This is a genomic window from Comamonas sp. Z1, from assembly GCF_008121555.1.
Classification (GTDB): Bacteria; Pseudomonadota; Gammaproteobacteria; order Burkholderiales; family Burkholderiaceae_C; genus Comamonas; species Comamonas thiooxydans.
The window spans coordinates 41,339-66,002 of record NZ_VOQT01000017.1 but is presented as its reverse complement, the minus strand read 5'-3'; the positions used below and the strand labels follow the sequence as shown (position 1 = coordinate 66,002).

Below are 24,664 nucleotides of genomic sequence, written 5' to 3'. Positions count from 1 at the left end.
TTTTGCCATGGCCAACAAGTTCTATCCCAAGGGCGCACAGAAGCTGCTTAGCGGCGCCATCAATTTCAGCGCCGACACCATCAAGGCCGTGCTGGTGCCTGCGGCCTATGTCTACAGCGACACCCACGAATTCCTATCTGACCTGGGCGCGGTTGTTGGTGCGGCCGTGGAGCTGCAGAACAAGGTCGTGACCGGCGGCGTCTTTGACGCGGACGACATTTCCTTCGGGGCGGTGGCTGCCGGCAGCACGGTCAAGGCCATTGCACTATTCAAGGACACGGGCAGCGCGGCCACCTCGCCGCTGCTGGCTTACTACGACGTGGTCACAGGCTTCCCGTTCAGCACAAACGGCAGCGAAGTCAGCACGCCATGGTCTGACGGGCCGGCCAAAATCCTCTCGCTGGTGTAAGGGGCCAGCATGCTGCAGGAGAGCTATTTCAACAATGCCGGATTTGCTCTGGCGGGCGGGATCTCGGCCGCGGATACCGTGATTTCTTCTGCCATCACGATGCCCGAGGCGGGCCTGATTGAAGGCGGGGGGCGCTTCAATCTCACCAGCTTTGCGCGGGCGACCCTCGTCAACCCCGATCAACGCGATGCCGTGGAAATCGTGTTCATCGTCAGGATCAACGAACTCGAAAAGACGGTAGAGGTTCTGAGAGGCCAGGAGGGAACGACGGCGCTGGCTTGGAATGAAGGCACCAAGCTGGAGTGCCGCATCACGGCGGGCATGTTGAATGTGGCGCGTGCTAGATCGGCGTTTTCCCCGAACACGGGCGCACTCAGCATCAATTTCGGCAACAACCTGCGTGTGTATAGCTTTGCGGCTGGATCGCCTATTGGCCAAAACTTGGTTGCCAATTCTTGGGGAATTGGCGGCGCGCCGGTGTTGCCCCAAGTGGGCGCGGATGAGGCTACCTACTTGCCCATGTCCATGTCTGTAGAAGGTGTAGGGAGCACTTTTGGTATTGAGCTGGGTGTGGCGCCCGACTACCAAAGCACCAAGGCCTACTATCCGGGCTCGATCGTCAAGAGCACGGAAGCTCCGTTCAAAGTGTTTTCAGCCGGTCGTGCTATGAGGTTGGGCCCGGGTATCCCGAAGCCGGCGCTCGGAGAGGAATATTGGTCGGAGGTTTCTGAAGATGCAGACGGTGGCATTGCCCGAGTGGGCTTCCAGGTTGGCATGGATGACCCGGATACCTGGTTTTACCCGAGTGAGATCGGCTTCATCTGCGAGGACTACGCAGCTACCAGCACGCCTACGGTGTCTGTGGGCGAAGTCAATGCTAGTGGCGCCTTGGTCAGCAAGACCAATCTAGTCAATGCCGTGCCCCTTACAGCCATTGATGGCAGTCATCAGCGCATTGTGCTGGCTACCAATATTAAGAAGGGCATCCGGGGGATGATTTTCTCCATCGACACCGCGGCTGCAGGAGGAACGTTCAGGGGGCGTTTCTACTGGAAGGGCCTCTTTGTGTGCACCAATACAGCCGCCGGATTCCCCTTGGAATTTGGCCCGCCCGACGCTTTTTAGCCAGGTAGCAGCATATGTCATACCCAGGCTTTAACGCAGCGCAGATCAACGGGGCGGCATCGGTAACCAGTAGTGGAACTGGCGGATTTCAGGTTTCCAGCCTGAGGCCTGTTTCCATGGGTGTCCCATCGCTGGTGGTGAACACGGGTGAGTTTGCGGTTGATAGCCTGGTGCCGGCGCGCTTTGGTACGCCCGAAGCGCGCTTCGGCATGCCCCCTGGCGAGGTGACACTGCAGGCCCAGAGCCTGCGCCCGGTGACTTTCGGCCGCCCATCGCTGCAGGCGGTTCTTCAGGTCGGCCCCGCTCCCAGTCTGACGCCTGCGCGCTTTGGTCAGCCCCGGCTTTCCATGGGCCTGCGTGTCCAGAGTCTGCAGCCTGCGGGCTTTGGCGCGCCAGCGCTGGTCACGGTTGCGCGTGCGGATTCGTTGCGGCCGGCGCGCTTTGGCGGGTCTTCGCTGCAGCTGGGCTTTGGCGTGGCGGGGCTGCAGGTCGGGCGCTTTGGCACTCCGCGCGTGCAGCTCGCTGGTCTGTCATTCACGCCCTGGAGCCTGCAGCCGGTGAACTTTGGCAGCCCGGCGCTGGGCGGCATGGCGATGCGCGCCAGAACACTGTGCCCGGTTCGGTTCGGGCGCCCCACATTGGATAGAGGAACGGCATGCTGACCTATAAAGGCTTTACCGGCATCAACAATGTGCTGCCCGAGCACCGCATGGGCAGCGGCGATCTGCTGCAGGCGCAGGATGTAGACATCGGCCTGACGGGGGAGGTCACGCGCCGCGCGGGGCTGACCGTGGCTTCCGAGCAGTGCCACAAGAACCTGCATCAGGCCCACAGCTTCATGCTGGCGACCGGCGGCAGCGCCCTGACAGCGATTCACCCCGATGGCGCGCGGCATGTGATTCACCCGGCGCTGGGATCGGGCCGAGTCTGGTATTGCGATCTGCCCGATGGCCGCACTACCTATAGCAATGGTCTGATTCATGGCGTGACGGACGGGCGCACGGGCGTGGAGCGCAGCGTGGCCTTGCCTGAATCGCTGGGCCTGCCCGATCAGTGCTTCGGTGCGTTGCACCCTGGCCAGTACCGCTACACCCTGAGTTTTGTGCGCCTGGCTGACCGGCTGGAAGGCCCGGCCATCAGCTCCGAGCCGTTGATGCTGGCACAGGGTGGTCTGCGTCTGGACGGGCTGCCCGAGCTGGAGGGTCATGCGGTCAATGTCTATCTGAGCGGCAAGGACGGGGAGGGCGCTTATCTTGCAGGCATGGCCATGGGCCGGAGCTTTGAGTTCGAGGGCGACAACACGGCCCTGGTGCTGCCTTGTCGCACACTGGGGGCCGAGCCCTTCCCAGTGGGCACGGTCACGGCCTTCTGGCGCGGGCGGGTGCTGGTGGCGCAGGGCAATGTGCTGTGGGCTTCGCGCCCCATGGCTCCCCACTTGGCAGACTGGCGCGATTTCAAGGCGCTGGCCGCGCCCATCACGGCGATTGTTCCGGTGGAGGATGGAGTGTATGTGGGCACCGAGCAGGATCTGGTGTTCCTGGCCGGTACCGACTGGGAGCAACTGGCCTATGTGCCCACCAAGCGCGGCCCGGTGGTGCTTGGCTCCGGCGTGTCGGCGCCCGGGCACCGCATCAAGCTGGGCGATGGCACGGGCGGCGGCCAGGCCATGCTGTGCATTGCAGGGGGCGAGGTGGTGGCGGGGTTTGCCGGTGGCCAGACTGCCAGCCTGAGCGCTGATCGCTATCGCACCACGGTCAAGGAGGTGTGTGCGACCTTCCGCGAGGTGAATGGCATTCCTCAGTATCTGGCGGTGCCCCAATGAATTTGTGGAACCCATTTGCCTTCGATGTGCTGGGCCGACCCGTAGCGGCGGCCGTGCCGCCGTCGCTGCGCGTAGAGGGCGGACCGGCCAGCACTGAGCAACGGGCGATGGCGCAGCAGGTCTTTGCGCGCTATGTGAGCCAGGCCCGTCTGTCCCAGGTGCCCAACCCCACGCAGCTGGGCAAGTTGGCGGACGGCACGGCTTACCGCATTGTCTCGGTGGCCGGGCAGCACATCATGCAAATCTGGCCGGCGCAGAGCAGCCGCCGCGTCAAGGTGGATAGCGGGATTCTGTTCTCTCAGATGCAGTCAGGCGAGATCTGGCTGCTGGTCAACGAACTGGTGGACGGCCGGCTTTCGGCCAAGTGGGTGTTTCGCAATATTGCGCAGGAGTACAGCGCGCCCGAGAAGTCCGATATTTTTTCCCTGCAAGGGATGACCGACCGGGCTATCGCGGTGCCTGGTGGCTGGGGCTATTCCTATGCCGCGCAGGACGGACAGGGGCTGGGTCGCTATGGCTACTTGAATGTGTTCACGCCGCTGAGCACGGGCGACTATCCGGGCGAGCTGATGCATGTCTCTCCCGGTGGCGCCGCGGTCTTTGTGAATACTTTGGTATCTGGCGCGCGAACGATGCGCCAATCGGTGCTCAAGAAGGGCGTGAGCGACTTGAGTCCACCGCCTTTTGGCAGCAACGCGCAAACCACGGTCATCAAGCAAGAGGTGGCGGCCGACAGCCAAGAGTTGTCTGTCGATACGCCTGGATTCATTGACGTTGTGGGTCTGTTTCCGCTCCCGAACCCGAGTAATCGTCAATACCATGTGGTTTCACCCAACGGCAAATACCTTGCTGTGGTGGTTGAGAGGTATGCGGGACGGCGCTCCACCATCGTGGGGCCGCTTGTCTATGCACCAGACTATTTTGAGATTCGTCGGGATATGTGGCCCGGCCTCTCATATTCACGCGGTGATGCCGTCTTACTGACGCTGACTACATACCCCACCAACGCTGGGCCCGCCGAATACGAGGAGACGGAGCAAGTCATAAAAACTTTCAGGGCAGGTAACTTCGGCTATGAGCCTGTCGCAGATGAGGTACTCCCCAGCATCCCCAGTGCATTCACTCCCACGATTTCACGAGTTATCGGTAATGTGGTGCAGTCGGCAACTCGCGCCGGGTTCGCTGTGTCGCAGCAATATTGGCCGCATCCGCAATTGATCTCGGCGGCTAGTTCGGAGGGTACGAGTAAATGGAGGGTGTTCGCCATCCACTCGGAAACGAATACCTACAAGATAAGAAAGTCGAGTGAGATCGGAACGAGTCAGCTGATTGGCATTACCGATAGCGGGGAGCCTGTGATTCAGGACGACAGAGATAGCGTGGTCTACGAAGTGGACTACTCAAGGCCCACAGATTCCAACCATGAAATGGTCAGCTTTCAGGAGCCCCCGCCTAGGGTGGGCGTGGATCTCATTTCAGGGGATGTGGAGGTCGTCAACAATGAGTCCGGCAGCTATGAATCGAAGTTTAAATACCACGCCAAGAATTCCCGCAAGTACAGCCACGGCCCCGAAATCATCACCAGTGAAAGATATGTAGAGGGCGTCAAATCAGGGACCTTCTATCAAAACCGGATACGTGGTGAAGAAGTCAACAGCGGCAGTGCCCAGGTTCAGTACACATCTCGGGTTGTAGTCCGCCAAGTGATGCTGCAGCGCCTCACAGATGGACTGCTGGTGTTTTATGAACATTCGGCTGAGTTGAGCCACCAGTCCTCATCCTCGTATGGGCCACAGGGGCCTACGAAAACGCCATCGAGGTCCATCCCAATCCGTAAGGCGCAGGTGACTATTTGGTATCGAGGGGAGGTAACGACCTTCCCAGTAGTGCCAGGTCGGGCAGGCTATCCCGGCTACGCCAATATTGGGAGGAATATCACAGAGCTTGGAGAGGAACTGTATGCGAGCCAAAACATGCTGGAGGATACAGAGCCTATTGGGCATTGGGATGTGGAGAACCATACCGCCAAGTCCGATTTTCTTTCGACGCAAGTCGACGAGATCGTGGCGCCTTTGTCAATCGATAACTTGCTTGCCACGGCTGTCTGCGCGAAGTGCCCGCAAACGCCAGGAATGCTGCTGGAGATCGCGGTCGGCAGTTTTCCAGACCGGCAAATCTGGCGCTTCCTGGTGGATCCGGTGGCCGGGGTCAGAGAGGCTGAGTCTGTCCTGCCGTGGCCGCAAGCCGCCCGCAATGCCCCATCGTTTTACCCCTTCTGAGAGCCTTCATGACTGCGATCACCGTCAACACCCTCACAGGCGCAGTGTCCGAGTACACGCGCCACGATTTCCAGAGCGTCACGCCAAGCCATGGCGGCAGCGCCACGGGCCTGTATGCCTTTGGCGGGGACACGGATGCCGGCTTGCCCATCCAGTCCTCATTGCGTCTGCCCGTCACGTTGCGCGAGAACACGCTCAAGCAGCAGATTGCCATGGTCTATCTGTCCATGCAGGGCCAGGGCGAAGCCGAGTTCACGGTTTTGGGCTCAGGCGGGCAGTCCTGGTCGTATCCCTTTGCACTGCGCGACAGCGGCCAGACGCGCTGCCCGGTGGGCAAGGGCATCCGAGAAAACTATCTGGGCTTCGGCCTGAGTAACCCCGCTGGACAGGCCTTCACGCTCGATCGCGTGGAAGTGCTGAGCGTGAAATCCAAGACAAGGAGAGTTTGAGATGGCAGAGTTTGACTTCAACGGCCCGGCCGAGATTGTTCAGGACAAGTATGAGCGCTCCATCGACCTGGCGAACCAGGCCTTGAGCGAAACCAAGTCCATGCAGGATGCGCTCAATGCAAGCATCTACACGCCGCCAACGATCAGTGTGCGCTGGGGCACGATTGCCGCGCCCAACTTGCCGGATCTGCCAGACTTGCCCGAGTTGCCACAGGTGGGCTTTATCACGCCTGGCGATATGCCGGCGGCGCTGGATCTGGCCAGCTTGCCGGATGTGGAGGTGCCTAGTTTCGACCTGCAGCCGCCGGCCATGGACTTTGGCGCGGCGCCTGATCTGGTGATTGGTCAGGCGCCGGCCTTGCCCCAGATGCGGGAGGTGGCCATCCCCGATGCGCCGGATGTGAGCTTGCCTGATGCGCCCGAATTCCTGTCTTTGACCACGCACAGCTTTGGCGGGGTGAATCTGCACGAGGATTGGCTGGACAGGTTGGACGATGTGCCCGAGCTGCAACTGCTGGAGCCCGCGCCCTTTGAGTTCAAGCGCGCGCCCGGCTATGCCTCGGAGCTGATGGGCAACCTCAAGGCCATCCTGGCCGCGCGCATTCAGGGCGGCACGGGCCTGAATCCCGTGGTGGAGCAGGCCATCTGGGATCGATCGCGCGACCGCGAAACCCAGATTGCCCTGGCGCGAGAGCGCGAGGTGATGCGCGGTGCAGAGGCGCTGGGGTTCCCGCTGCCGTCCGGGGTGCTGGCTGGTCAGCTGGCCGACGCCCGGCGCGAGTACCACGACAAGCTCTCGGGCCTGGCCCGTGACATTGCGATCAAGCAGGCCGAGCTGGAGCAATCGAACGTCAAGGATGCGATCACCCAGGGGCTGGCACTGGAGGGGCAGTTGATGGATCAGGCCTTGCAGCTGGATCGCCTGTCCTTTGATGCAGCCAAGACGGCGGCCGATCACAGCATTGCCGCGCACAATGCGGCGCTGGAGCGCTTCAAGGCACTGCTGGACGGCTACCGCACTTATGCCATGGCCTACGAAACCGTCATCAAGGCGGAAATGAATAAGGTCGAGGTCTACAAGGCGCTGCTGCAGGCAGAGCAGACCAAGGCCGACATCAACCAGTCGCTGGTGGCGCGCTACAAGGCGGAGATTGATGGACGCATGGCGTCCGTGGAGATCTACAAGGCCCGCGTGCAGGCCGCGCAGACGCTGGTGGGGCTGGAGCAGACCCGCATTCAAGCCGGTGGCGAGCAGATTCGCGCCTTTGTGGCGACCATCAACGCCGAGACTTCCAAGGTGGAGCTCTACAAGGCCCGCGCCCAGGCCGAGGCCACCAAGCAGGATGCCTACAAGTCCCAGGTGCAGGCTTACGGCGCCTATACCGGCGCCCAGGCCGAGCGCGCCCGCGTGGCGATTGCCCAGACCCAGGCCAAGATCGCGGCCAAGGAGCTGGAGTGGAGCGGCTGGAAGGCCAAGCTGTCTGCCGAGGTGGCCAAGATGGACGCGGCGGCCAAGCAGTCGGCCATTCTGGTGGATGGCTACCGCGTGAGCGCGCATGCCATCGAGGCCAAGGCTGCGAGCTATATGCGCCGCTGGGAAGCGGACATCAAACAGTACGAGGCCGGCTCCAACATCAGCCTGCAGACGGCCAAGGTCAACACCGATGTGGCGATCCAGACGAACAATGCGCGCCTGGAGGCGGCGAAGATTGGCCTTGCGACGGCATCGCAGCGCGTGGCCAGCGCCTGGAGCATGGTCAGCACTTCTGCTGCAATCAGCGGCTCTGTCAGCCAGAGCGTCTAGCACCCCTCTAGGGTTCGACTGTTGGACCTAGCCCCGGAACACTCCGGGGCATGAAAAAAGCTCTCGCATCAATGCTGGCGCTGCTGGGCATTCACCAGCATCTGAGTGCCGAGCAGAAACAAGACATTCTCACCGCGGCCGCACAAGCCACCCCAGGGGCGGTAACTGCCGGGGGCTTCCGGCTTGCAGGTCTGCCCCTCAGTGACTGGCTGGTCCTGGCATCGATTGCCTTTGTGGCATTGCAGGCGGCCTACCTTGTCTGGAAATGGCGCCGTGACTATGTTCACGAGCAGGCGCGCCACAAGCTGCGCGATAAGGCCAAGGCTGCCGTAGGGGGCACGCCATGAGCAAGATTCCAGTGCAACTGCGAGCCAGCATCGGCGCCTTGCTGGTCCTGACTGGCTTGGGGAGCGGCACCTACTACGTGGACCAGGCCGCGACGGCTGTGGCCCAGCAGAATCAATACATCCAGGCGGTAGCGGCCGACCCTGACATGCCCGATGGGATGCGTATCGCCATGGTCATGGCCGCGTTCTACGAATCCAGCAATCGCCACATCGGCACGCCCTATGTGGACAAGGTGGGCAAGGGCCAGCCGCTGACGGTCTGCAACGGACTGACGGGCAAGGAGGTGATCGCGGGCAAGTGGTACAGCCCCGCTGAATGCTTCCGCCTGGAGAAAAAGCGTTATGTGCAGTATGAGCAGATCGCAAAGCGCTCACTGACTTACTGGAGCACATACAACCCCTTCCAACAGGCCACTTTCTACGACTTCCTGCACAACAAGGGCGACGGGAATTTCCAGACCAGCACCATGCGCCGCGATGCGAATGTGGGCAACTGGATCAAGGCCTGCCGCGAAAACACGCGCTGGAACAAGGGCTCGGTCAATGGCGTGTCCGTGGTGCTGCCCGGCTTGAAGATCCGCGGCGATGCGAATGCCGAGCTCTGCGAGTGGGGGCTGGCATGGCCCGGCTGACCATCTACACGGCCCTGGCAGCCGCTGCTGCTGGCGCTGCTCTTGCCTGGTACTTCCAGGCAGCGCGCCTTGGAGCCGAGCTGGCCGACGAGCGCCTGCAGGCCAGCCAATACCGGGAGCAGATTGCTGATGAGCGCACGGCCGCCGGCCGGCGCGTGCTGGCCGTGGAACGCGCGGTCAACGACAAATACCAAGGAGCTCTGAATGACGCCATCCAGAAGCAGGCCGGCTTGCAGGCTGCTGCTGATCGCGCTCGCCGTGAGCGTGACGGCCTGCGCAAGCAACTGTCCGATGCCGAGCAGCGACTTGCCGACGCTTCCCCCACCGCCCTCATCGAGTACGCCCGAGCCCTCAGTCGCGTATTCGGACAGTGCAGCCAGCGATACACAGAGCTGGCAATCCGAGCTGATGGCCACGCAGCTGATGCAGCAACCTGCCGCGCAGCCTGGCCAGTGATTCCCCAAACCAAGGAAAACCAATGAGCAAAATTGCCATCACCGAGCAGATGGTCGGCCGCTTCCTGTCCTGGCCTCTGCCGGCCGACTTCGCGCTGGACTGTGGCATCACCTTCACCCGCTCGCCACACCCTGGCATGAGTCCCACGGGCACGAACCTGCTGCACTTTGGTCAAGCCAAGGAGATGCTGGAGCACTGCATCAATGGCGGCAATGTAAGTGTCAGCGCGCTGCCGGCCCACCAGCAGCGTGTGCTGGATGAAAAGCAAGAGCTGGACATCCGAATCACCAGGCTGGACGAGTTCATTCTGCGCAATGCCTTGTTCCGCGAGCTGGACCCCGGAGAGCAAGCCCGTATGCGCCGTCAGCTCGATGTGATGCGCGAGCTGTCCGTGATCCTGGGCGAGCGCATCTCTGCTTTCTAAGCCTCCCGGCCCGCACCGGCCATAAGTTGGCGACTCCCTCAATAGCCCTCGACCAAAGACATTTCCGTCCCATCGACCGCAATCATCACGCCCGTGGTGTTGGAGTCGACCTCGATCGGGACACCCCACATTTCATCGGGCTTGGCAAAGGCGTTGACGATGTTGAACTGCCGCAGCTCTTCAGGCGTCATCTTGATCAGCTTGGGATAGGCGTTGTTGTGGGCCTTCCAGTGCCGGAGGAACGTGTGGCAAACGCGCTTGTGGACTGTGTGGATCGGGGATTCATCGGTCATGGCCGGATTGTCTCAGCGCAGGTAACCACTCTGGGACAACCGACCGGAAACGGGCAACGGCAGATGATCGATCAGCGAGAGTAGTAGCCAGCAGATGGGTAGAGCAATAAGCAAATTAAAAATAATAAAAGTTGTATTTTTTATATAAAAGTATTATGATGAGTTCCAGTTGCGAACAATTAGTTGTCTTGCAGCGTCTTCCGGAAGGCAAGAACGTCGTCCGGCAAGGATTTTTTTGCGAGGCATCTCGCACCGTTGGCTGTAGAGCAGCAGCCAATCGAGTTATCAAACGCTCATGCGGGCCGCTTGGCCTGCTCTATTGAACTAGATTCCACTGACTCCTATCGCCATGGGTAAGTACTTCGTTACGCCCACATCACACAAGACCAATTGCGGTCGCTTTCAAGCTTCCTTCGCACTTCAGCGTACCAGGCACAACAGCAGTTACTGCCGTGTTTTTCGCTTTGACAGAACATTCGCCTCGACCGAAGCAGCAAAGATTTTTGCTGTAACCCAAGGCTGGTTGCATACCTCCATGCAGCCATCGACGTGCTGAGCGGCTAACGAGCTCCCAACTTCATCCTCCGGTTGCTGTGGACTCCCATTCCCACTGCCACATTCAAACGATGCGTCAATCCTTGACGTGTCACCATTAGAAAAGGCTCCTATGAGCACCAAAATTTACGTTGGCAACCTGCCTTACTCCGTGACCGACTCCAACCTGCGAAGCAACTTTGCTGAGTTCGGAACTGTTACCTCTGCCAAGGTCATGATGGATCGTGAGACCGGACGCTCCAAAGGCTTTGCGTTCGTCGAAATGACGTCTGCGGACGAATGTCAGGCAGCTATTTCTGCTTTACATGGCATGTCCGTTGATGGACGTTCGATCGTTGTCAATCTTGCGAAACCTCGTGAAGAAGGTCGTGGATTCGGTGGCAACCGCGAATTCCGCGCCAGCTCTCGTCCAAATGTTGGCTATGGCAACGATGGCTATGGCGGCGGCTACTGATCTAGTTGCAAACTCAAGAAAAACGCCCTCAGTTCGAGGGCGTTTTTGTTCCAGTGAGTGGGCCGATTGCTAGGGCTTGCAGGCCACTGGCGGGCATTCTATGAGGTGTGGGTTTTGAGGAGTGCAGCCGCGTGTGGTTGCGCTGGCTGATGGCAAGTTTGCAACGTCCATGCTTGTGACGCTCATTCTTGGGATCGGCATGCATGTCGTCAAGCTGAGCAGGAAGCAAAACAAAAAACACTTCCGGGCGAATGAAGACTCCCAAGGGCGGTACATCGGTTATGGTGGGTAACTTAAACCACTAAGGAATCGCCTGATGCCAAAACCCAACTACCAATTCGAAAAAAGGCAGCGGGAGCTGGAGAAGAAGAAAAAGAAGGCTGAGAAGGCCCAGCGCAAAGCTACAGGGTCCGAAACAGTTGCGCCAGTCCTGAACTCTGAGGGACTGGTCGAAAACAAGTAGGTAAGGGATAGGCTTTGTGTCGGTGCGACTTTTGAGAGTCTCAAAAGAGCCGCGCCGGCACGCCTTGCGGCAGGGGACTTTGAGGCCCCTTGATTGGGCGTTCGATTAGCTGAACTGGAGGCGGCTAAAAACGTCTGGTGGAGATCTCGCCAGGCCGGCTCGGTCGGGGCTGATGCGGGAGCTACCCCCACAGAGCACACTTGTCGCTTGTACCGGTCTGTCTTGGTGCAGCGCAGCTCAACCTTTTTCTGAAATGTCAGCTCGGCCGGTGCTTGCCGGGCGCGCTCCCCGAAGGGCTGCTTGCGCTCAGGGGCGTCGATGCTCTGAAGTCTCACCTTGACTTGTTCGTATCGCCCTAGCTCGCCACATCGAGCAGTCAGGGTGTCGCCGTCTCAGACCCCGACAACAAGGCAGATGAGGGCTGAGGCGAGCATGAGGCAAAGGTGGAGAGGGTTGTTATCCAGTGCATAATAACGACCGGTCATATCAAACGAGAAATGACCGATGCGGAGCGCTCCGCAAATCTAGGTTGAGGCTAGACCCAAAAAACCTAGTGAAATCAATCATCTGCCCGTAGCTCAGTTGGATAGAGCAACAGCCTTCTAAGCTGTGGGTCACAGGTTCGATCCCTGTCGGGCAGGCCAAGTGAAGAAAAAGCCCATTCATGCAATTGCATGAATGGGCTTTTTGTTTCTGCATCAGCAGTGTGCGCAGAGTGCATTTAAGACTCTGCGATCTTGCCTCTTTTCATTCCATTTCTTCTTCAAAAACGACCGATGGTGCGGCGACGACGCGTGCAATGTCCGTGGGGGCAGTAATCAGGCTTTTGCTTACATAGCTGAAGGGTGTGTCAGGTTCGAGAGCTGCAGTCGCCAAATGCGCTTTTGCCTGGTTGAGGGTGATGTAGTAGCTGCCCATTGGCGCTTCAATGGCGCCACGCGTCAGCACGGGGGTGTTGCTGCCGGTACGGGATGGGGTGTAGTTTTCTGCCAGCATCTGACCAGATTCTGCAATCTGCATGACTTGCACTCCCTGTAGGCGCAAACGGTCGACGGCTCGCCCTGAGTCAGCCGACAGCCAGTAACCGCATGGGCGGGGACGGCTTTGTTCGGGCTTTATGTTCAGCGATGAATTCCAGTCCACACGGGCTTCGATTTCCTGGCCGGATTCGGCCTGCAGCATGCGGATGGTGCGCTGCTCAGGTGTTTGTTTGGCCTGGATGGTCAGGGTGTTGCGGCAAGCGAGAGCGGAAATATCGCGGGACACAAAGGATTCGACCTGCTTCAGGTTTTTTGATTTCTCGGCCGTGGCTCGCAGTGCTGCAGTTGCCGCAGTGACCAGGCTGTGCACGCGGCGCTGAATGTGCAGGCGCCCCAGATCGGAGCCGCGGCTGGCTATCAGCAGAGCGACAGAGTTTTTGAGGCTGCTGGTGTTGGCAAGAGTGTCGGCAGTCAAACCGGCCATGGACATTGATTTGTCTTCAGGCTGAGCACTGGGCTGAAAAAACCATTCATTGCTGAGCTCTGCCTGCTTGAGAGCGTTGCGTATGGGTTGGCTGAACCACTCTCGTGCTGCCTTGTTGACAAATTCGTGTGCGTTGGCCGTGGCAGCGGGTTGCAGTAGTACGTCGTAGCGCTGCACGGCCTGAAACTTCTGCAGCAACGTGCCAGCTGCTGCAAATTCACGTAGATCAATCACAGCTGCAGGCCGGTAGTTACGGGTCAGGCGGGCGAGGGCCTGTGCTTCCGGAGTGCTTAGCAGAAGATGATCGTGAACGAGGTCTGTGCCGTCTGCTGTGACGTGGCTGGCTGTGCCTGCCGCATCAGGATTGGCCCGGGGTACGATGATGATGTTGGTCTGCTGCAGCAAGGGCGCCAGCAGGCCGCCCTGGCTCAGTTCACGTGCGACGACCAACAGGGCCTCAGTGCTGGCAGGTTCGTCGCCACGTTGGCCGCCGACCAAGAGCACAGTGGGTTTGCCGCTGCTGTTGATGGTTGTTGCCTGGGTGCTTTGGCCTTGAGTCGCAATAAGCGCTTGAATCGGCAGTCCTCTTTGAGAGGTGCCGATAGTGACGGTGGACAGTTGCGAGCCGTTACCAGCCTTGCTGCTCACTGATTGCAACCATGCAGAAATTTCTGTCTGCGTGCTGAACTGCTGTCGCCCGCTACCCAGACCCGGAGTGTCATAAAGAGTGGTGGGGTCGGTAAAGCGAGACTCGATGGCCGGGTTATAGGGCAGGGCAGTCAGCTGTGGCGTAGGGGCAACCGCCTGGCTGATCACCGAAGGGGCGGCAGGAGAACTTGCTGCGGAGGGGGCTGGGGCCGTTGCAGGGCCTGACATGCCAGCCCAGGGCGGCAGCTGCACATTGGCACAGGCCGTCAATAGCACTGCCGAGCCCACTGTCGTCAGCTTGAGCATGCTTTGGGTCCAGACGGACTGCGTGCGCTTGGCATGAGAGAAAACAGGCTTGGTAAGAAATGTCATAAGTTCAACGCAGATAAAAAGAACATGCCAAGAGCGAAAGCTCAAGCTTCGCACATCTGGAGCCCATATTAGGTCGGCTGGCTTGCTGTCGGCTGTCAGCACGCAGCGATGCTGCAGCTGGAAAAAACAGAAGGGCTGCAATATTGGAGATTGCAGCCCTTCAGGAGGTTGGGTTGAAGGTAGTTTCACACCTTCAGCCATAGACGCCGTGGATTAACGGCCGTAACCGCCGCCAAAGCCTCCACGGTTGCCACCGCGATTGCCTCCGCCGAAGCCACCGCGACCGCCGCCAAAGCCGCCACGGCGACCACGGTCAGCCATGCTGTCCACGCTGGTGCGCATTGGATCTGGCTGGCCACCGGCATTGCTGCCGCGCGCGCCGTTGTGGCGGGCATGTCCTTGCTGCGTGCCCAGGTGCGCATCGGCGCGGGGGGGTTGGTCGTCGTAGCGGTTGCCGCGTTCACGATCACCGAACTGGCGGGCGCCGCCGCGCTTGGGAGTGCGCTGCTGATCGTTGTTGCCCTGGGGGCGTGGAGCACGCTCGCTCGGGCCGAAGGAGTTGCTGCGCTCGCCGTTGCGCTCTGCGCCGCGATCGGAGTTGCGTTCGCCGCGTTCGACAGCTTGCTGGCCCTGGCTGCGCTGGCTGTTGACGCGGTTGTTGCTGCGGGGCTTGTGCTGGCGTGCGGGGCGTTGCTGTGCTTCACCTTCTGCTTCGCCTTGCTGGGCATCTGCGGCAGCAGGGCGGCGGCCACCGCGGCCGCCATTGGGAGTCTTGTTGGAGCGGATGCGCTCCATCATTTCCTGGCGGGCTGCCTTGGCAGCTGCCTGCATCACATCGCGGCTGGGAGGCTTGCCAGCGCCACCCCACAGGGTTTGTCGGCCCATGGCAATGGGCTCGGCGATTTCGCCTTCTTCAGGACCAAACCCTTCGATGGGCTGCACCGGAATCTCCTGCTTGGTAAAGCGCTCGATATCCATCATGAAGCCTTCTTCGTCCATGCAGACCAGGCTGACTGCGTTGCCTTCGCGGCCGGCACGGCCGGTACGGCCGATACGGTGTACATAGTCTTCCGAGATATTGGGGATCTCGTAGTTCACCACATTGGGCAGTTCATCAATGTCGATGCCGCGTGCCGCGATATCTGTTGCCACCAGCGCACGCAGTTCGCCTGTCTTGAAGCCTTCCAAGGCCTGGGTACGGGCGCTCTGGCTCTTGTTGCCGTGCAAAGCCATGGCGGAAACGCCGTTCTTGGTCAGGTACTCGGCCACGTTGTTGGCGCCAAACTTGGTGCGGGTGAAGACCAGCACCTGACTCCAGTTGTTTTCCTGGATGATGTGCAGCAGCACCTGCTTTTTCTTGCCGCGTCCCACGGGGTGGATCACCTGCTTGATGCGCTGCACGGTGGTGTTGCGCGGCGTGACCTGGATGGATTGGGGGTTGCGCAGCAGACCATTGGCCAACTCGCGAATTTCATCGCTGAAGGTGGCAGAGAACAGCAGGCTTTGCTTGTCCTTGGGCACCAGCGCCAGAACCTTCTTGACGTCATGGATGAAGCCCATGTCCAGCATGCGGTCGGCCTCGTCCAGGATCAGCATCTCGACGGTGGACAGGTCCATGAAGCCCTGACCGGCCAGGTCCAGCAGACGGCCGGGCGTGGCAACCAGAACGTCCACGCCTTTTTCGATGCGGGCGATCTGCGGTTTCATCCCGACACCGCCAAAAATCACCGTCGAGGTGATGTCTAGATACTTGGCATAGCCGCGCAGGTTTTCTTCCACCTGGGCCGCCAGTTCGCGGGTAGGGGTCAGCACCAGAGTGCGGATTCCCTTGCCGCCAAACTTGTTCTTGGGCGCTGTGCCGCTTGCCAGGCGCTGCAACATGGGCAGCGTGAAGGCGGCAGTCTTGCCGGTACCGGTCTGGGCGCCGGCCAGCAGATCGTGCCCGGCGAGAACCAGAGGAATGGCCTGTGCCTGAATGGGAGTCGGGTTTTCATAACCCTGTTCTTGTACGGCCTTCAGAATGGCGGGTGCCAGATTCAGTTCTTCAAATGTCATTGTGATCAATTGCGCCAATCCTGGGCGCGGGGTATCAGCCTGTCATGGCACCCGTGGGGTGCCTGGCCAGTTGTAGGCAGATATAGTTTGCGTGTTGGGAGCTTGGAAACGCTTCCTTTGTCCCCAGCTGAAGTGCTGCTGCAGCAGGCAACTGGACGCCTGTTGCGAGGGGTATTGTCGCATGCACCGATAATCATGGTTTGATTGCCGTGTAAAGCGGCACACTTTTTTGCATAAATCCAAGTAACTCAAAGCAATTCGGACATGGCTCAATACGTTTTTTCGATGAATCAGCTGACCAAGACGGTGCCGCCCAAGCGCCAGATCTTGAAAGGCATTTCCCTGAGTTTCTTCCCCGGCGCCAAGATCGGCGTGCTGGGTCTGAACGGCTCGGGCAAGTCTTCGCTGTTGAAGATCATGGCCGGTGTGGACAAGGAGTATGAAGGCGAAGCCATCCCCATGCAGGGCCTGTCCATCGGCTACCTGCCTCAGGAGCCTCAGCTCAATCCCGAGCACACCGTGCGCCAGGCCGTGGAAGAAGCCATGGCCGAGGTGAACAATGCCAAGGCCCGTCTGGAAGAGGTGTACGCAGCTTACGCAGAAGAAGATGCGGACTTTGACGCCCTGGCTGCCGAGCAAGGTGAGCTGGAAGCCATCATCGCTGCTGCGGGAACGGACTCTGAACATCAGCTGGAAATCGCTGCGGATGCACTGCGCCTGCCGGCATGGGACGCTATCGTGGGTCAGCTCTCCGGTGGCGAAAAGCGCCGCGTTGCCCTGTGCAAGCTGCTGCTGTCCAAGCCTGACATGCTTCTGCTGGACGAGCCGACCAACCACTTGGACGCCGAGTCCGTGGACTGGCTGGAGCAGTTCCTGCACCGCTTCAGCGGTACCGTGGTCGCCATTACCCACGACCGCTACTTCCTCGACAACGCGGCCGAATGGATTCTGGAACTGGACCGTGGCCATGGCATTCCCTACAAGGGCAACTACTCCGACTGGCTGATCCAGAAGGGCAACCGCCTGGAAGCCGAGCAAAAGGGCGAAGAAGCACGTGCCAAGGCCTTGAAGAAGGAACTGGAGTGGGTGCGCCAGAATGCCAAGGGTCGTCAGGCCAAGTCCAAGGCCCGTATTGCGCGCTTTGAAGAGCTGAGCGATTACGAATACCAGCAGCGCAATGAAACACAGGAAATTTTCATTCCTGTGGCCGAGCGTCTGGGCTCCAAGGTCATCGAGTTCACCAATGTCTCCAAGTCCTTTGGCGACCGCATGCTGATCGACAACCTTTCGATGAACATTCCCGCTGGTGCCATCGTCGGCATCATCGGACCGAATGGTGCCGGTAAATCGACTCTGTTCAAGCTGATCGCGGGTAAGGAGCAGCCTGATTCAGGTACGGTGGATATCGGCCAGACCGTGAAGATGGCCTTTGTGGACCAGCACCGTGATGAGCTGGCCAACGAAAAGACCGTGTGGGAAGACATCTCCGGCGGTTTGGACATGATCACCGTGGGCAAGTTCACCATGGCGTCGCGCGCTTACGCGGGTCGCTTCAACTTCAACGGCCAAGACCAGCAAAAGAAGGTCGGCAACCTCTCCGGTGGCGAGCGCGGTCGCCTGCACCTGGCCAAGACGCTGATTCAAGGCGGCAACGTGCTGCTGTTGGACGAGCCCTCCAATGACTTGGACGTGGAAACCCTGCGTGCGCTGGAAGACGCGCTGCTGGAATATGCCGGTACCGTGATGGTCATCTCGCATGACCGCTGGTTCCTGGACCGTATTGCCACGCATATCCTGGCCGCCGAAGGCGATTCCCAGTGGGTATTCTTTGACGGCAACTACCAGGAGTACGAAGCCGATAAGAAGAAACGACTGGGTGAGGAAGGTGCTGCGCCCAAGCGCATGCGTTACAAGGCGTTGAAGTAAGCATCAAAATGTCTCCAGCATCGGCTGGAGCGGGTATTCTTAGGGGCTATGAGCCTCGCACATGCATCCGTTTCCGTGCTGCGCACCTGCCTTGTCCAGGTGGTGCGTGGCGCTGATGCATTCGCGCTGCGATTGTTGCAGCGCACCGAATATGCGTTGGAGCAATCGTTTTCGACGGGTTTCCACTCTGTAAGGCGCGATGTGCTCGGCGCTGCGCTGCATAACCTGCAGCAGCACCGGGCCTCGGTGATCAGCAGCTTCCCGCAGAATTTGCTGGAGGCGCTGGTACTGTCAGCGCGCCAACCTTTTTCCTTTTCTGCACAGACGCTGGATACTGTCACTGGCCGGCTTTTGCCATTGGCGGCCATGGCCGAGTCGGCCAGCCGTCAGCTCAAGGCCGAGCACAAGCTGGTGCAGATGGTCGAGCCCCAGGTCGAGTTGGCGCTGGCTGATCTGGATGCGTTGATGAGCGGCGCTCAGGGGCTTGAATCCGCTCGGCCAGAGTGCAATCCGCTGCGGCTGGAGAACTATGTACGCGCTTTGAGCCAGTCGTTGACGGCTGTTCAGCCCGCCACGGAAGTGGCCGATTGCTGGCATGAATTCATGTCGCAGCAGCTGGGCTCGATTCTGGCTTCTGAATATTCCCGTGCTGCCAATTTGCTGCGCCAGCATGGCGTGCAGCCTGCCCGCTATGGCGCTGACGGCGACACCCGGCCTCAATGCCTACTGACCTTGCGGCTGTTGCAGGAGTTGGCCTCAGATCTGCGCTGGATTGATGATTCGCGTTGCACCGTGCCCCAGTCGCTGACGGACTCCATGCTGGCGGGTTGGCCGGCGACCGAGCCGGCCTCTATCGCGCCTGTGCAAGATGCGGGGCTGGAGCCAGGCTGGACTTCGTATTCGGCCAATGCGCTGCAGACTTCGCAACAACCCTGGGTACCCAGTGCTCTGAGGGGATTGCGCGCACCACAGCCCAGTCAGGCGCCCAGTGCTCTGATTCAGATACGCACGCTGCAGCGAATGATGAGCCATATGACCAGCGACGGCCGCCTGCTGCCGCCGGTGCAGCGGGTCTTGTTGCGGCTTGAACCCATGTTGAGCCAGTTGGTGGCGCAAGACGGTGTTTTCTTTGAAGATCGCTTGCACCCGGCACGGCAGTTGCTGGACGAGCTGACGGCTCGCAGCCTCTGGTTTGCCAGCGAATCTGCTCTGGGATTTGCCCACTTCATCACCGTGGCAGAGGCTGCGGCGAACCAGTTGGCTAGTGCAGGGCAGGCAAATGCCAATGTATTTGCCCGAGTGCTGCAATTTGTGCGCGAGCAGTGGCCGCCGGAAGGTCGTATGAGCCGCGTTGCGGCGCTGAGCCAGCATACCGAAGTCGAGCATTCCACGCGGCAAGGGCTGATGAGCTCGGCGCTGGGGCTGGTCGATCGCCAAGTTGTGAGCGCCATCGAGCAGATCAAGCCCGATGCCCTGCAACTGGCGCAGATGATTCGAAGCCTGCCCAGTGCCAAGGGTGTGCCTGAAGATATTCTGGATTTTGTGACCGGCCCGTGGGCCGGTGTGATTGCCCAGGCACAGCAGCGGGCCGAACCAGGGCAGGAGCGCGACCCGGGTGGCTATCTGGCGCTGGTGCCCAGCCTGCTGTGGAGCGTGTCGCCGCAGGCTGCTCAGGATGTGACGCGGCTGGTGGCCGTGGCGCCCAAGTTGCAGCGCCGCCTGGCGCGAGGCTTGCGCAGCGTGGGCCGCACGGATGTCGAAATCGCCGCACTGGCGGCCCGGCTGGGAAGCCTTCAGCAGCGGGTATTGGATGCGGCCGAGGCCGCGGGCCAGTCCGGCTCCGACGAATTTGCCAGGGTGGATGTACTCGGTGAACTGCCCAGCGTGCTGGCGGGTCTGGATGGTGCCTCAGAAACGGTGCGCGCAGGACTGGATATCACCTTGCCGGTACTGACCGACAGAGTCGAGGATCCGCCATCAGTGGCCGTGATGCGAGAGGCGCAGGTTCAGGCCGCAGCCCATTCCTCAGGACCTGTCTTCAAGACCACAGCGCCGCAAAAGACAGCAAGTGCTCCATTGGACGAGACTGAGGCAGTTGTTTCTGCTCCCATGGCGGCACATGCATCCATGGGGCAGAGCAAGCCTGCTGAGGTTGCCGAATGGCCTTTGGGCACCTGGGTGGAGCTGTGCAACGAGCGCCAGCAACTGCGCACCAAGCTCACCTGGGTCAGCCCGCAACAAAGCCTGTTTCTGTTTACCGCCGAAGACGGAAGCACCCAGTCCATGACGCGCCGCATGCGCGACAAATTGCTGACGCAGGGGCAGTTGCGGCGACTTGAGGCGATGGCCTAGCTGCTTGCGCGCAAATCCTGATGGCTGGGCAGCGTCGTCTGGCCTTCGATGCGTACCGATTGGGCGAGCAAGACGGCGCGCGCAGTGGCTATGGCCACGGCTTCGGCCGCCAAGGTGCTCAGCGTCATCATTCCCGGCGATTTGCCGCTGCGACCCGTGCCCAGGGCAAACAGGCTGTCGCCATCGCTCATGGTGTGCACAGGGTTGATGGCACGCGCCAGGCCGTCATGGGCTACCACGGCCAGGCGATGAGCCTGGGCCTTGGTGATGACAGCGTCGGTCGCTACGACGCCAATCGTGGTGTTGCTGCCGGCCAGAACCGGCCTGGGCTCCTCGCCCGCCAGCAAGGCATCGCGGGTGCCACGCAGTTGCAGGCCGTCTGCCGTGCGCGCCCCGGCCAGCAACTCGCCGTTGAAGGGGTTGAATACATCGCCCAGCGCATTGCAGGCAATGATGGCTCCCACGGTGACGCCATCGACGGTAAAGCTGGCCGTGCCTATGCCGCCCTTCATGGCGCGTTCATGGCCGAAGACCTTGCCCACCACGGCGCCAGCGCCAGCGCCTACGCTGCCCTCGGCGGGTCGCCCGGTGCCTGAGTCCAGCCCCGCATTCCGGCAGGCGGCATAGCCGGCCGCAGCATCGGGGCGTATGCGCATATCGCCCATCATCACGTCGAAGAGCACGGCCGCCGGCACCAGCGGAATGCGGCCCACGCCGATACTCAGGCCGGCACCTTGCTCTTCCAGCCAGCGCACGGCCCCTGTGGCAGCGTCCAGCCCCCAGGCGCTGCCGCCGGCCAGCATGATGCCGTGGACCTCCTGCACCAGATTGCTGGGGTGAAGCAAATCGGTCTCGCGCGTGCCAGGGGCTGCGCCGCGCACATCCACACCGCCCACGGCACCTTGAGGGCAAAGCACGGCGGTGCAGCCCGTGGGGCGACGCGAGTCGCTGAAATGGCCGACGGAGATGCCCTGCACACGGCCGATATGGCCTTCGTGTGCGAGCAGATCTTGAATCGTTGAAAAAGCGCTCATGCCAGTACTCCTTGTATTTCTTATATGTTTTTATGGATAAATAGATGGTTTTTTATTCTTTAGGGTTTGCCCGTGTAGGGGTCATACTTGCTCACATTGTTGCAGCTCGGTAAACAAATGAGAGCCGTGCTGCCCACGCGCATCCAATTCAAGGAGAGATCCATGCCCGCTCATTTTTCTTTTGCCGCCAGCCGCCGTGCCGTTCTGGCCACTGCCGCAGTCGCATTGCTGGCGACTGCCGGTGTACCTGCTCTGGCGCAGGACCCGGCCAAGAAGAACCTGCTGATTGGCGCCACCGCCGGCTCCAACTATGACTTGCTGCAAAAAGGCATAGTGCCTCAGCTGCAGAAAAAGGGCTATCAGATCAAGCTGATCGAGTTCAATGACTATGTTCAGCCCAATCTGGCGCTGTCCGACGGTTCGCTGGATGCCAATTTCTTCCAGCACCGTGCCTATTTCGATCAGTTCACCACGGATCGCAAGCTGGCGCTGACTGCGATTGCTCAGGGCCCGGTGGCACCCATGGGCGTGTACAGCAAAAAGCACAAGTCTCTGGCCGATATCAAGAGCGGCGCTAAGGTGGCTCTGCCCAATGACCCCAGCAACCTGGCTCGTGCATTGCTGGTGTTGCAGCAGGCAGGCCTCGTCAAGGTCAAGGAAGGGGTGAACCCGGCCCGTATCTCCGAGCTGGATTTGGCCGCCAATCCCCACAAGCTCAAGTTTGTGGCGCTGGAGGCAGCCCAGTTGCCGCGTGTGCTCGAAGATGCTGACTATGTGGTGGTCAATGGCAACTTTGCCGTTTCCTCGGGTCTGAAGCTGAGCGAGGCCGTGGTGCTGGAAAAGACTCCCGATCTGTACCTGAACGTGGTGGCCGTGAAGACCGGCAACGAAAACAGCCAGTGGGCCAAGGATCTGTCTGCTGCCTACCGCTCGCCAGAGTTCAAGGCCGTGGTGGACAGCCAGTTCCCCGGCTACTCCAAGCCTGCTTTCCTGAAGTGATGGGGTTGGACTGAAGACGCCAAGGGCCGCGATGCGGCCCTTTTTTCATGCTCGTGGATTTGCCGGTTTTAGATGAAAAGCAAATAAGAGCATGGGTTTTTATTGGTTGGAATTTGCTCTCCCTGTCTGGATACTGCAAAGGCCTCTGCATGGATGCAGAGTCAGACCTTTGATATCAAAACACAGTACATCAACGAGGAGCAAAGCATGACCACTCTTTTTTCCGTAGCGCACCGCCGCCGCAGTCTTCTGGCCACCGCCCTGCTGGCGGGAGCCGCTCTGGCTATGGGTGCCCTGCAGGCCGCAGCCCAGGACGCCGGCAAAAAGCAACTGGTCATCGGTGGCACGGCCGGCTCCAACATCGACCAGCTTCAATACGGCATAGTTCCCATTCTGCAGAAGAAGGGCTACAAGGTTCGCTTGGTGGAGTTCAACGACTATGTCCAGCCCAACCTGGCTTTGGCCGACGGTTCGCTGGATGCCAATTTCTTCCAGCACGAGGTGTATTTCAACCAGTTCAAGGGTGACCGCAAGCTGGATCTGACGGCCCTGGTACAGGGGCCGATTGCGCCCATGGGCGTCTACAGCAAGCAGCGCAAAAGTCTGGCCGACCTGAAGGAGGGCGATCGCATTGCCCTGCCCAACGACGCCAGCAATCTGGCTCGGGGCATTCTGCTGCTGCAGCAGGCGGGTCTGGTCAGGCTCAAGGAAGGCGTGAACCCGCTGCGCGTGTCCGAGCTGGATCTGGCCTCCAATCCCAAGAAGATCAAGCTCGTGCCCCTGGATGCGGCTCATCTGCCGCGCGCGCTCGATGATGCACAGTACGCCATCATCAACGGCAACTTTGCGATCTCCTCGGGCCTGAAGCTTTCAGATTCGGTGCTGCTGGAAAAAACGCCCGAGCATTATCTGAACATCGTGGCCGTCAAGACCAAGGACAAGGATGCGCAATGGGCCAAGGATCTGGCTGCAGCCTACAAGTCCGCCGAGTTCAAGGGCGTGGTGGACAGCAAGTTTGCGGGTTATGCCAAGCCCGCATTCTTGCAGTAAGACTCAGCCGACAAGAGCCTGAACCTCATCCTCCAGATAGCGCAGCGCACGCAGCTCAATCTGCTGCAGCTGCGCTTTCTGCGTTTCGGGCAGGCCCTGCAAAAGCGCAGCGGCCCCAAAGTCGCTGAGCACGGCGTGCCCGGTCTGCAGATTGCACAGAATATTGTGGGCATACAGATCACCATGCAGCAGACCACGGCCGTGCAGATGGGTGATGGCAGAGCGTATGCCTTGCAGCAGCTGCTGGGCCTGGTTGGCTTGCAGGCGAAGTTCGGGGTCATAGACATCACGTGTGCAGCTGTCGAAGCTTGGCGGACCGGCTAGCGGCTGCAGGGCTGAATCCAGCAGGGGCAGGGCCGTGGCCATTTGCCCGTCAGGAGCGCCCAGAACCTGCGCCAGTGGCGTCAGCAGATGAGGATGCTGTCCTGCCGCAATGCCTGCTGCCAGTTCGGATTGAGGCGTGCCGTCGCTGGTCTGGGCGGCCTTGAAAACCTTGAGTGCCAGCTCCTGTCCGTTGAGGCTGGCGCGGTAGATATGGCCGCTGGCGCCTTCGCCCAGCTTGCCGGTGATCTGCAGATTTTGATAGAAAATGGGCTCAATCCCATGCCCTGAAAGCGTATCCAGCTCCTGTTTTTGAGTCATTGGATTGCCTGCAAGCGCCAGCCATGCTAGGTGTGGCAGCCGGAAGATGACTTCAGGAGCATCTTCGAAATGGTTGCTTGCCACGCGCAGCAACTCCAGCGCTTGGCAAACTTGCAGGCTCTGGGGCAGCTGCCTCAGCTGGTTGCATGACAGCATGAGCTTTTGCAGACGCGTGCATTGGCCGATGGACTCGGGCAACTGCTGCACGCGGTTGTCCGTGAGAATCAGCCAGCGCAGACGCGCCGGCAGGCTGTCCTCGGGTACATGCGCAATGCGGCAGGCCTTGAAGCCCACCATTTCGAGTTGCGGCATGCGGCCCAGCACGCGGGGCAGTTCGCTGAACGGATTGTTCGAGGCAAACAGAATGCGCAGCCGCGCAAAACGCGTCAGATCATCGGGTAGGGTGCTGAGCCGGTTGCCCGACAGATCGAGGATCTCCAGCGTATCGGCCAGCTGATAAAGCGCGGCGGGGAACTCGGTCAGCCCATCGCAGAGCCTGATATGGTGTGCGCGGGCCAGTGAACCATTGGCCAGCCCGGAGTGAAACTGCTCTAGCGTCAACATAGGACGCGCAGTCTAAGCCCTGAGCACCCATGCACCTAAAAAACAC

The 24,664-nt window shown here is 60.3% G+C and carries 23 protein-coding genes, 1 tRNA gene and 1 pseudogene; 19 read left to right on the top strand and 6 right to left on the bottom strand.

Going from position 1 to position 24,664, the window contains the following annotated elements; genetic code table 11:
- The first annotated feature begins 7 nt into the window (after window positions 1-7).
- The 11 genes from FSY45_RS22460 to FSY45_RS22410 all read left to right on the top strand — a co-directional run bounded on the left by FSY45_RS22460 (window position 8) and on the right by FSY45_RS22410 (window position 9,747).
- Window positions 8-409 (top strand): hypothetical protein, encoded by a 402-nt coding sequence (locus FSY45_RS22460; protein WP_046462615.1) that lies wholly within the window; start codon window positions 8-10, stop codon window positions 407-409.
- A 9-nt stretch (window positions 410-418) separates the two neighbouring features.
- Window positions 419-1,534 (top strand): hypothetical protein, encoded by a 1,116-nt coding sequence (locus tag FSY45_RS22455; protein ID WP_046462616.1) that lies wholly within the window; start codon window positions 419-421, stop codon window positions 1,532-1,534.
- A gap of 116 nt (window positions 1,535-1,650) precedes the next feature.
- The gene (locus FSY45_RS22450) at window positions 1,651-2,196 is read left to right on the top strand and encodes a hypothetical protein (RefSeq protein WP_046462617.1); all 546 of its coding nucleotides are present in this window, start codon (window positions 1,651-1,653) and stop codon (window positions 2,194-2,196) included.
- Window positions 2,190-3,356 (top strand): hypothetical protein, encoded by a 1,167-nt coding sequence (locus FSY45_RS22445; protein ID WP_046462618.1) that lies wholly within the window; start codon window positions 2,190-2,192, stop codon window positions 3,354-3,356. Before FSY45_RS22450 ends, FSY45_RS22445 begins: the two co-directional genes overlap by 7 nt.
- Window positions 3,353-5,635, top strand: a complete 2,283-nt coding sequence (locus FSY45_RS22440) for a hypothetical protein (RefSeq protein ID WP_046462619.1) — start codon at window positions 3,353-3,355, stop codon at window positions 5,633-5,635. Before FSY45_RS22445 ends, FSY45_RS22440 begins: the two co-directional genes overlap by 4 nt.
- 8 nt (window positions 5,636-5,643) lie before the next feature.
- Window positions 5,644-6,084 carry a hypothetical protein gene (locus tag FSY45_RS22435; RefSeq protein WP_046462620.1) on the top strand — a complete coding sequence of 147 codons (441 nt, stop codon included), beginning with the start codon at window positions 5,644-5,646 and terminating at the stop codon, window positions 6,082-6,084.
- 1 nt (window position 6,085) lies between these two features.
- A complete protein-coding gene (locus tag FSY45_RS22430; protein ID WP_046462621.1) occupies window positions 6,086-7,888 on the top strand; it encodes a hypothetical protein in 1,803 nt (600 codons plus the stop codon).
- A gap of 50 nt (window positions 7,889-7,938) precedes the next feature.
- Window positions 7,939-8,235 carry a hypothetical protein gene (locus tag FSY45_RS22425; RefSeq protein WP_046462622.1) on the top strand — a complete coding sequence of 99 codons (297 nt, stop codon included), beginning with the start codon at window positions 7,939-7,941 and terminating at the stop codon, window positions 8,233-8,235.
- Window positions 8,232-8,867: a lysozyme gene (locus tag FSY45_RS22420; protein ID WP_052951142.1), complete on the top strand. Its 636-nt coding sequence runs from the start codon at window positions 8,232-8,234 to the stop codon at window positions 8,865-8,867. The genes FSY45_RS22425 and FSY45_RS22420 overlap by 4 nt, the downstream gene beginning before the upstream one ends.
- Complete coding sequence (locus FSY45_RS22415; RefSeq protein ID WP_046462623.1) at window positions 8,855-9,349, top strand: hypothetical protein; 495 nt, start codon at window positions 8,855-8,857, stop codon at window positions 9,347-9,349. The genes FSY45_RS22420 and FSY45_RS22415 overlap by 13 nt, the downstream gene beginning before the upstream one ends.
- Window positions 9,346-9,747: a hypothetical protein gene (locus tag FSY45_RS22410; protein WP_223305774.1), complete on the top strand. Its 402-nt coding sequence runs from the start codon at window positions 9,346-9,348 to the stop codon at window positions 9,745-9,747. Before FSY45_RS22415 ends, FSY45_RS22410 begins: the two co-directional genes overlap by 4 nt.
- 38 nt (window positions 9,748-9,785) lie before the next feature.
- Here the strand turns inward: FSY45_RS22410 and FSY45_RS22405 are convergent, their stop codons facing one another.
- A complete protein-coding gene (locus FSY45_RS22405; protein ID WP_046462624.1) occupies window positions 9,786-10,040 on the bottom strand; it encodes a hypothetical protein in 255 nt (84 codons plus the stop codon).
- A gap of 349 nt (window positions 10,041-10,389) precedes the next feature.
- Between FSY45_RS22405 and FSY45_RS28515 the strand changes: the two genes are divergently transcribed.
- The 3 genes from FSY45_RS28515 (at window position 10,390) to FSY45_RS27905 (ending at window position 11,512) form a co-directional block, all read left to right on the top strand.
- Window positions 10,390-10,596 carry a hypothetical protein gene (locus tag FSY45_RS28515; RefSeq protein ID WP_080944573.1) on the top strand — a complete coding sequence of 69 codons (207 nt, stop codon included), beginning with the start codon at window positions 10,390-10,392 and terminating at the stop codon, window positions 10,594-10,596.
- Between the two features lie 111 nt (window positions 10,597-10,707).
- Window positions 10,708-11,049, top strand: a complete 342-nt coding sequence (locus FSY45_RS22395) for an RNA-binding protein (protein ID WP_003063420.1) — start codon at window positions 10,708-10,710, stop codon at window positions 11,047-11,049.
- A 316-nt stretch (window positions 11,050-11,365) separates the two neighbouring features.
- The gene (locus tag FSY45_RS27905) at window positions 11,366-11,512 is read left to right on the top strand and encodes a hypothetical protein (protein WP_171832486.1); all 147 of its coding nucleotides are present in this window, start codon (window positions 11,366-11,368) and stop codon (window positions 11,510-11,512) included.
- Window positions 11,513-11,751: 239 nt separating this feature from the next.
- On the opposite strand, the pseudogene FSY45_RS28510 reads toward FSY45_RS27905, so the two are convergent.
- Window positions 11,752-11,847 (bottom strand): annotated as a pseudogene (locus FSY45_RS28510) (thermonuclease family protein); the annotation flags it as partial.
- 232 nt (window positions 11,848-12,079) lie between these two features.
- Between FSY45_RS28510 and FSY45_RS22385 the strand changes: the two are divergent.
- Window positions 12,080-12,156: transfer RNA gene (locus FSY45_RS22385), tRNA-Arg, on the top strand.
- Window positions 12,157-12,259: 103 nt separating this feature from the next.
- Here the strand turns inward: FSY45_RS22385 and FSY45_RS22380 are convergent.
- Window positions 12,260-13,996: a M14 family zinc carboxypeptidase gene (locus FSY45_RS22380; RefSeq protein ID WP_039050894.1), complete on the bottom strand. Its 1,737-nt coding sequence runs from the start codon at window positions 13,994-13,996 to the stop codon at window positions 12,260-12,262.
- Between the two features lie 213 nt (window positions 13,997-14,209).
- Complete coding sequence (locus FSY45_RS22375) at window positions 14,210-16,051, bottom strand: DEAD/DEAH box helicase (RefSeq protein WP_046462625.1); 1,842 nt, start codon at window positions 16,049-16,051, stop codon at window positions 14,210-14,212.
- 264 nt (window positions 16,052-16,315) lie between these two features.
- Between FSY45_RS22375 and ettA the strand changes: the two genes are divergently transcribed.
- Both ettA and FSY45_RS22365 read left to right on the top strand, forming a co-directional pair.
- Window positions 16,316-17,977, top strand: coding sequence for an energy-dependent translational throttle protein EttA (gene ettA / locus FSY45_RS22370; protein ID WP_003063408.1), 1,662 nt, complete (start codon window positions 16,316-16,318; stop codon window positions 17,975-17,977).
- 48 nt (window positions 17,978-18,025) lie between these two features.
- The gene (locus FSY45_RS22365; RefSeq protein ID WP_046462626.1) at window positions 18,026-20,329 is read left to right on the top strand and encodes a DUF1631 family protein; all 2,304 of its coding nucleotides are present in this window, start codon (window positions 18,026-18,028) and stop codon (window positions 20,327-20,329) included.
- On the opposite strand, the gene FSY45_RS22360 is transcribed toward FSY45_RS22365, so the two are convergent.
- Window positions 20,326-21,363 carry a P1 family peptidase gene (locus FSY45_RS22360; protein ID WP_046462627.1) on the bottom strand — a complete coding sequence of 346 codons (1,038 nt, stop codon included), beginning with the start codon at window positions 21,361-21,363 and terminating at the stop codon, window positions 20,326-20,328. The genes FSY45_RS22365 and FSY45_RS22360 overlap by 4 nt on opposite strands.
- Before the next feature lie 162 nt (window positions 21,364-21,525).
- Between FSY45_RS22360 and FSY45_RS22355 the strand changes: the two genes are divergently transcribed.
- On the top strand, window positions 21,526-22,362 hold the full coding sequence (locus FSY45_RS22355; protein WP_034359209.1) for a MetQ/NlpA family ABC transporter substrate-binding protein: 837 nt from the start codon (window positions 21,526-21,528) through the stop codon (window positions 22,360-22,362).
- A 207-nt stretch (window positions 22,363-22,569) separates the two neighbouring features.
- Window positions 22,570-23,412, top strand: coding sequence for a MetQ/NlpA family ABC transporter substrate-binding protein (locus FSY45_RS22350; protein ID WP_046462655.1), 843 nt, complete (start codon window positions 22,570-22,572; stop codon window positions 23,410-23,412).
- Window positions 23,413-23,415: 3 nt separating this feature from the next.
- On the opposite strand, the gene FSY45_RS22345 is transcribed toward FSY45_RS22350, so the two are convergent.
- Window positions 23,416-24,618, bottom strand: coding sequence for a leucine-rich repeat-containing protein kinase family protein (locus FSY45_RS22345; RefSeq protein ID WP_046462628.1), 1,203 nt, complete (start codon window positions 24,616-24,618; stop codon window positions 23,416-23,418).
- Between the last annotated feature and the right edge of the window lie 46 nt (window positions 24,619-24,664).

Coding starts and splice junctions, on each gene's coding strand:
- ettA (WP_003063408.1), top strand. CDS start 16,316: ATGGCTCAATACGTTTTTTCGATGAATCAGCTGACCAAGACGGTGCCG.
- FSY45_RS22355 (WP_034359209.1), top strand. CDS start 21,526: ATGCCCGCTCATTTTTCTTTTGCCGCCAGCCGCCGTGCCGTTCTGGCC.
- FSY45_RS22365 (WP_046462626.1), top strand. CDS start 18,026: ATGAGCCTCGCACATGCATCCGTTTCCGTGCTGCGCACCTGCCTTGTC.
- FSY45_RS22440 (WP_046462619.1), top strand. CDS start 3,353: ATGAATTTGTGGAACCCATTTGCCTTCGATGTGCTGGGCCGACCCGTA.
- FSY45_RS22420 (WP_052951142.1), top strand. CDS start 8,232: ATGAGCAAGATTCCAGTGCAACTGCGAGCCAGCATCGGCGCCTTGCTG.
- FSY45_RS22430 (WP_046462621.1), top strand. CDS start 6,086: ATGGCAGAGTTTGACTTCAACGGCCCGGCCGAGATTGTTCAGGACAAG.
- FSY45_RS22435 (WP_046462620.1), top strand. CDS start 5,644: ATGACTGCGATCACCGTCAACACCCTCACAGGCGCAGTGTCCGAGTAC.
- FSY45_RS22455 (WP_046462616.1), top strand. CDS start 419: ATGCTGCAGGAGAGCTATTTCAACAATGCCGGATTTGCTCTGGCGGGC.
- FSY45_RS22415 (WP_046462623.1), top strand. CDS start 8,855: ATGGCCCGGCTGACCATCTACACGGCCCTGGCAGCCGCTGCTGCTGGC.
- FSY45_RS22350 (WP_046462655.1), top strand. CDS start 22,570: ATGACCACTCTTTTTTCCGTAGCGCACCGCCGCCGCAGTCTTCTGGCC.
- FSY45_RS22380 (WP_039050894.1), bottom strand. CDS start 13,996: ATGACATTTCTTACCAAGCCTGTTTTCTCTCATGCCAAGCGCACGCAG.
- FSY45_RS27905 (WP_171832486.1), top strand. CDS start 11,366: ATGCCAAAACCCAACTACCAATTCGAAAAAAGGCAGCGGGAGCTGGAG.
- FSY45_RS28515 (WP_080944573.1), top strand. CDS start 10,390: ATGGGTAAGTACTTCGTTACGCCCACATCACACAAGACCAATTGCGGT.
- FSY45_RS22375 (WP_046462625.1), bottom strand. CDS start 16,051: ATGACATTTGAAGAACTGAATCTGGCACCCGCCATTCTGAAGGCCGTA.
- FSY45_RS22445 (WP_046462618.1), top strand. CDS start 2,190: ATGCTGACCTATAAAGGCTTTACCGGCATCAACAATGTGCTGCCCGAG.
- FSY45_RS22345 (WP_046462628.1), bottom strand. CDS start 24,618: ATGTTGACGCTAGAGCAGTTTCACTCCGGGCTGGCCAATGGTTCACTG.
- FSY45_RS22410 (WP_223305774.1), top strand. CDS start 9,346: ATGAGCAAAATTGCCATCACCGAGCAGATGGTCGGCCGCTTCCTGTCC.
- FSY45_RS22405 (WP_046462624.1), bottom strand. CDS start 10,040: ATGACCGATGAATCCCCGATCCACACAGTCCACAAGCGCGTTTGCCAC.
- FSY45_RS22450 (WP_046462617.1), top strand. CDS start 1,651: ATGGGTGTCCCATCGCTGGTGGTGAACACGGGTGAGTTTGCGGTTGAT.
- FSY45_RS22395 (WP_003063420.1), top strand. CDS start 10,708: ATGAGCACCAAAATTTACGTTGGCAACCTGCCTTACTCCGTGACCGAC.
- FSY45_RS22425 (WP_046462622.1), top strand. CDS start 7,939: ATGAAAAAAGCTCTCGCATCAATGCTGGCGCTGCTGGGCATTCACCAG.
- FSY45_RS22360 (WP_046462627.1), bottom strand. CDS start 21,363: ATGAGCGCTTTTTCAACGATTCAAGATCTGCTCGCACACGAAGGCCAT.
- FSY45_RS22460 (WP_046462615.1), top strand. CDS start 8: ATGGCCAACAAGTTCTATCCCAAGGGCGCACAGAAGCTGCTTAGCGGC.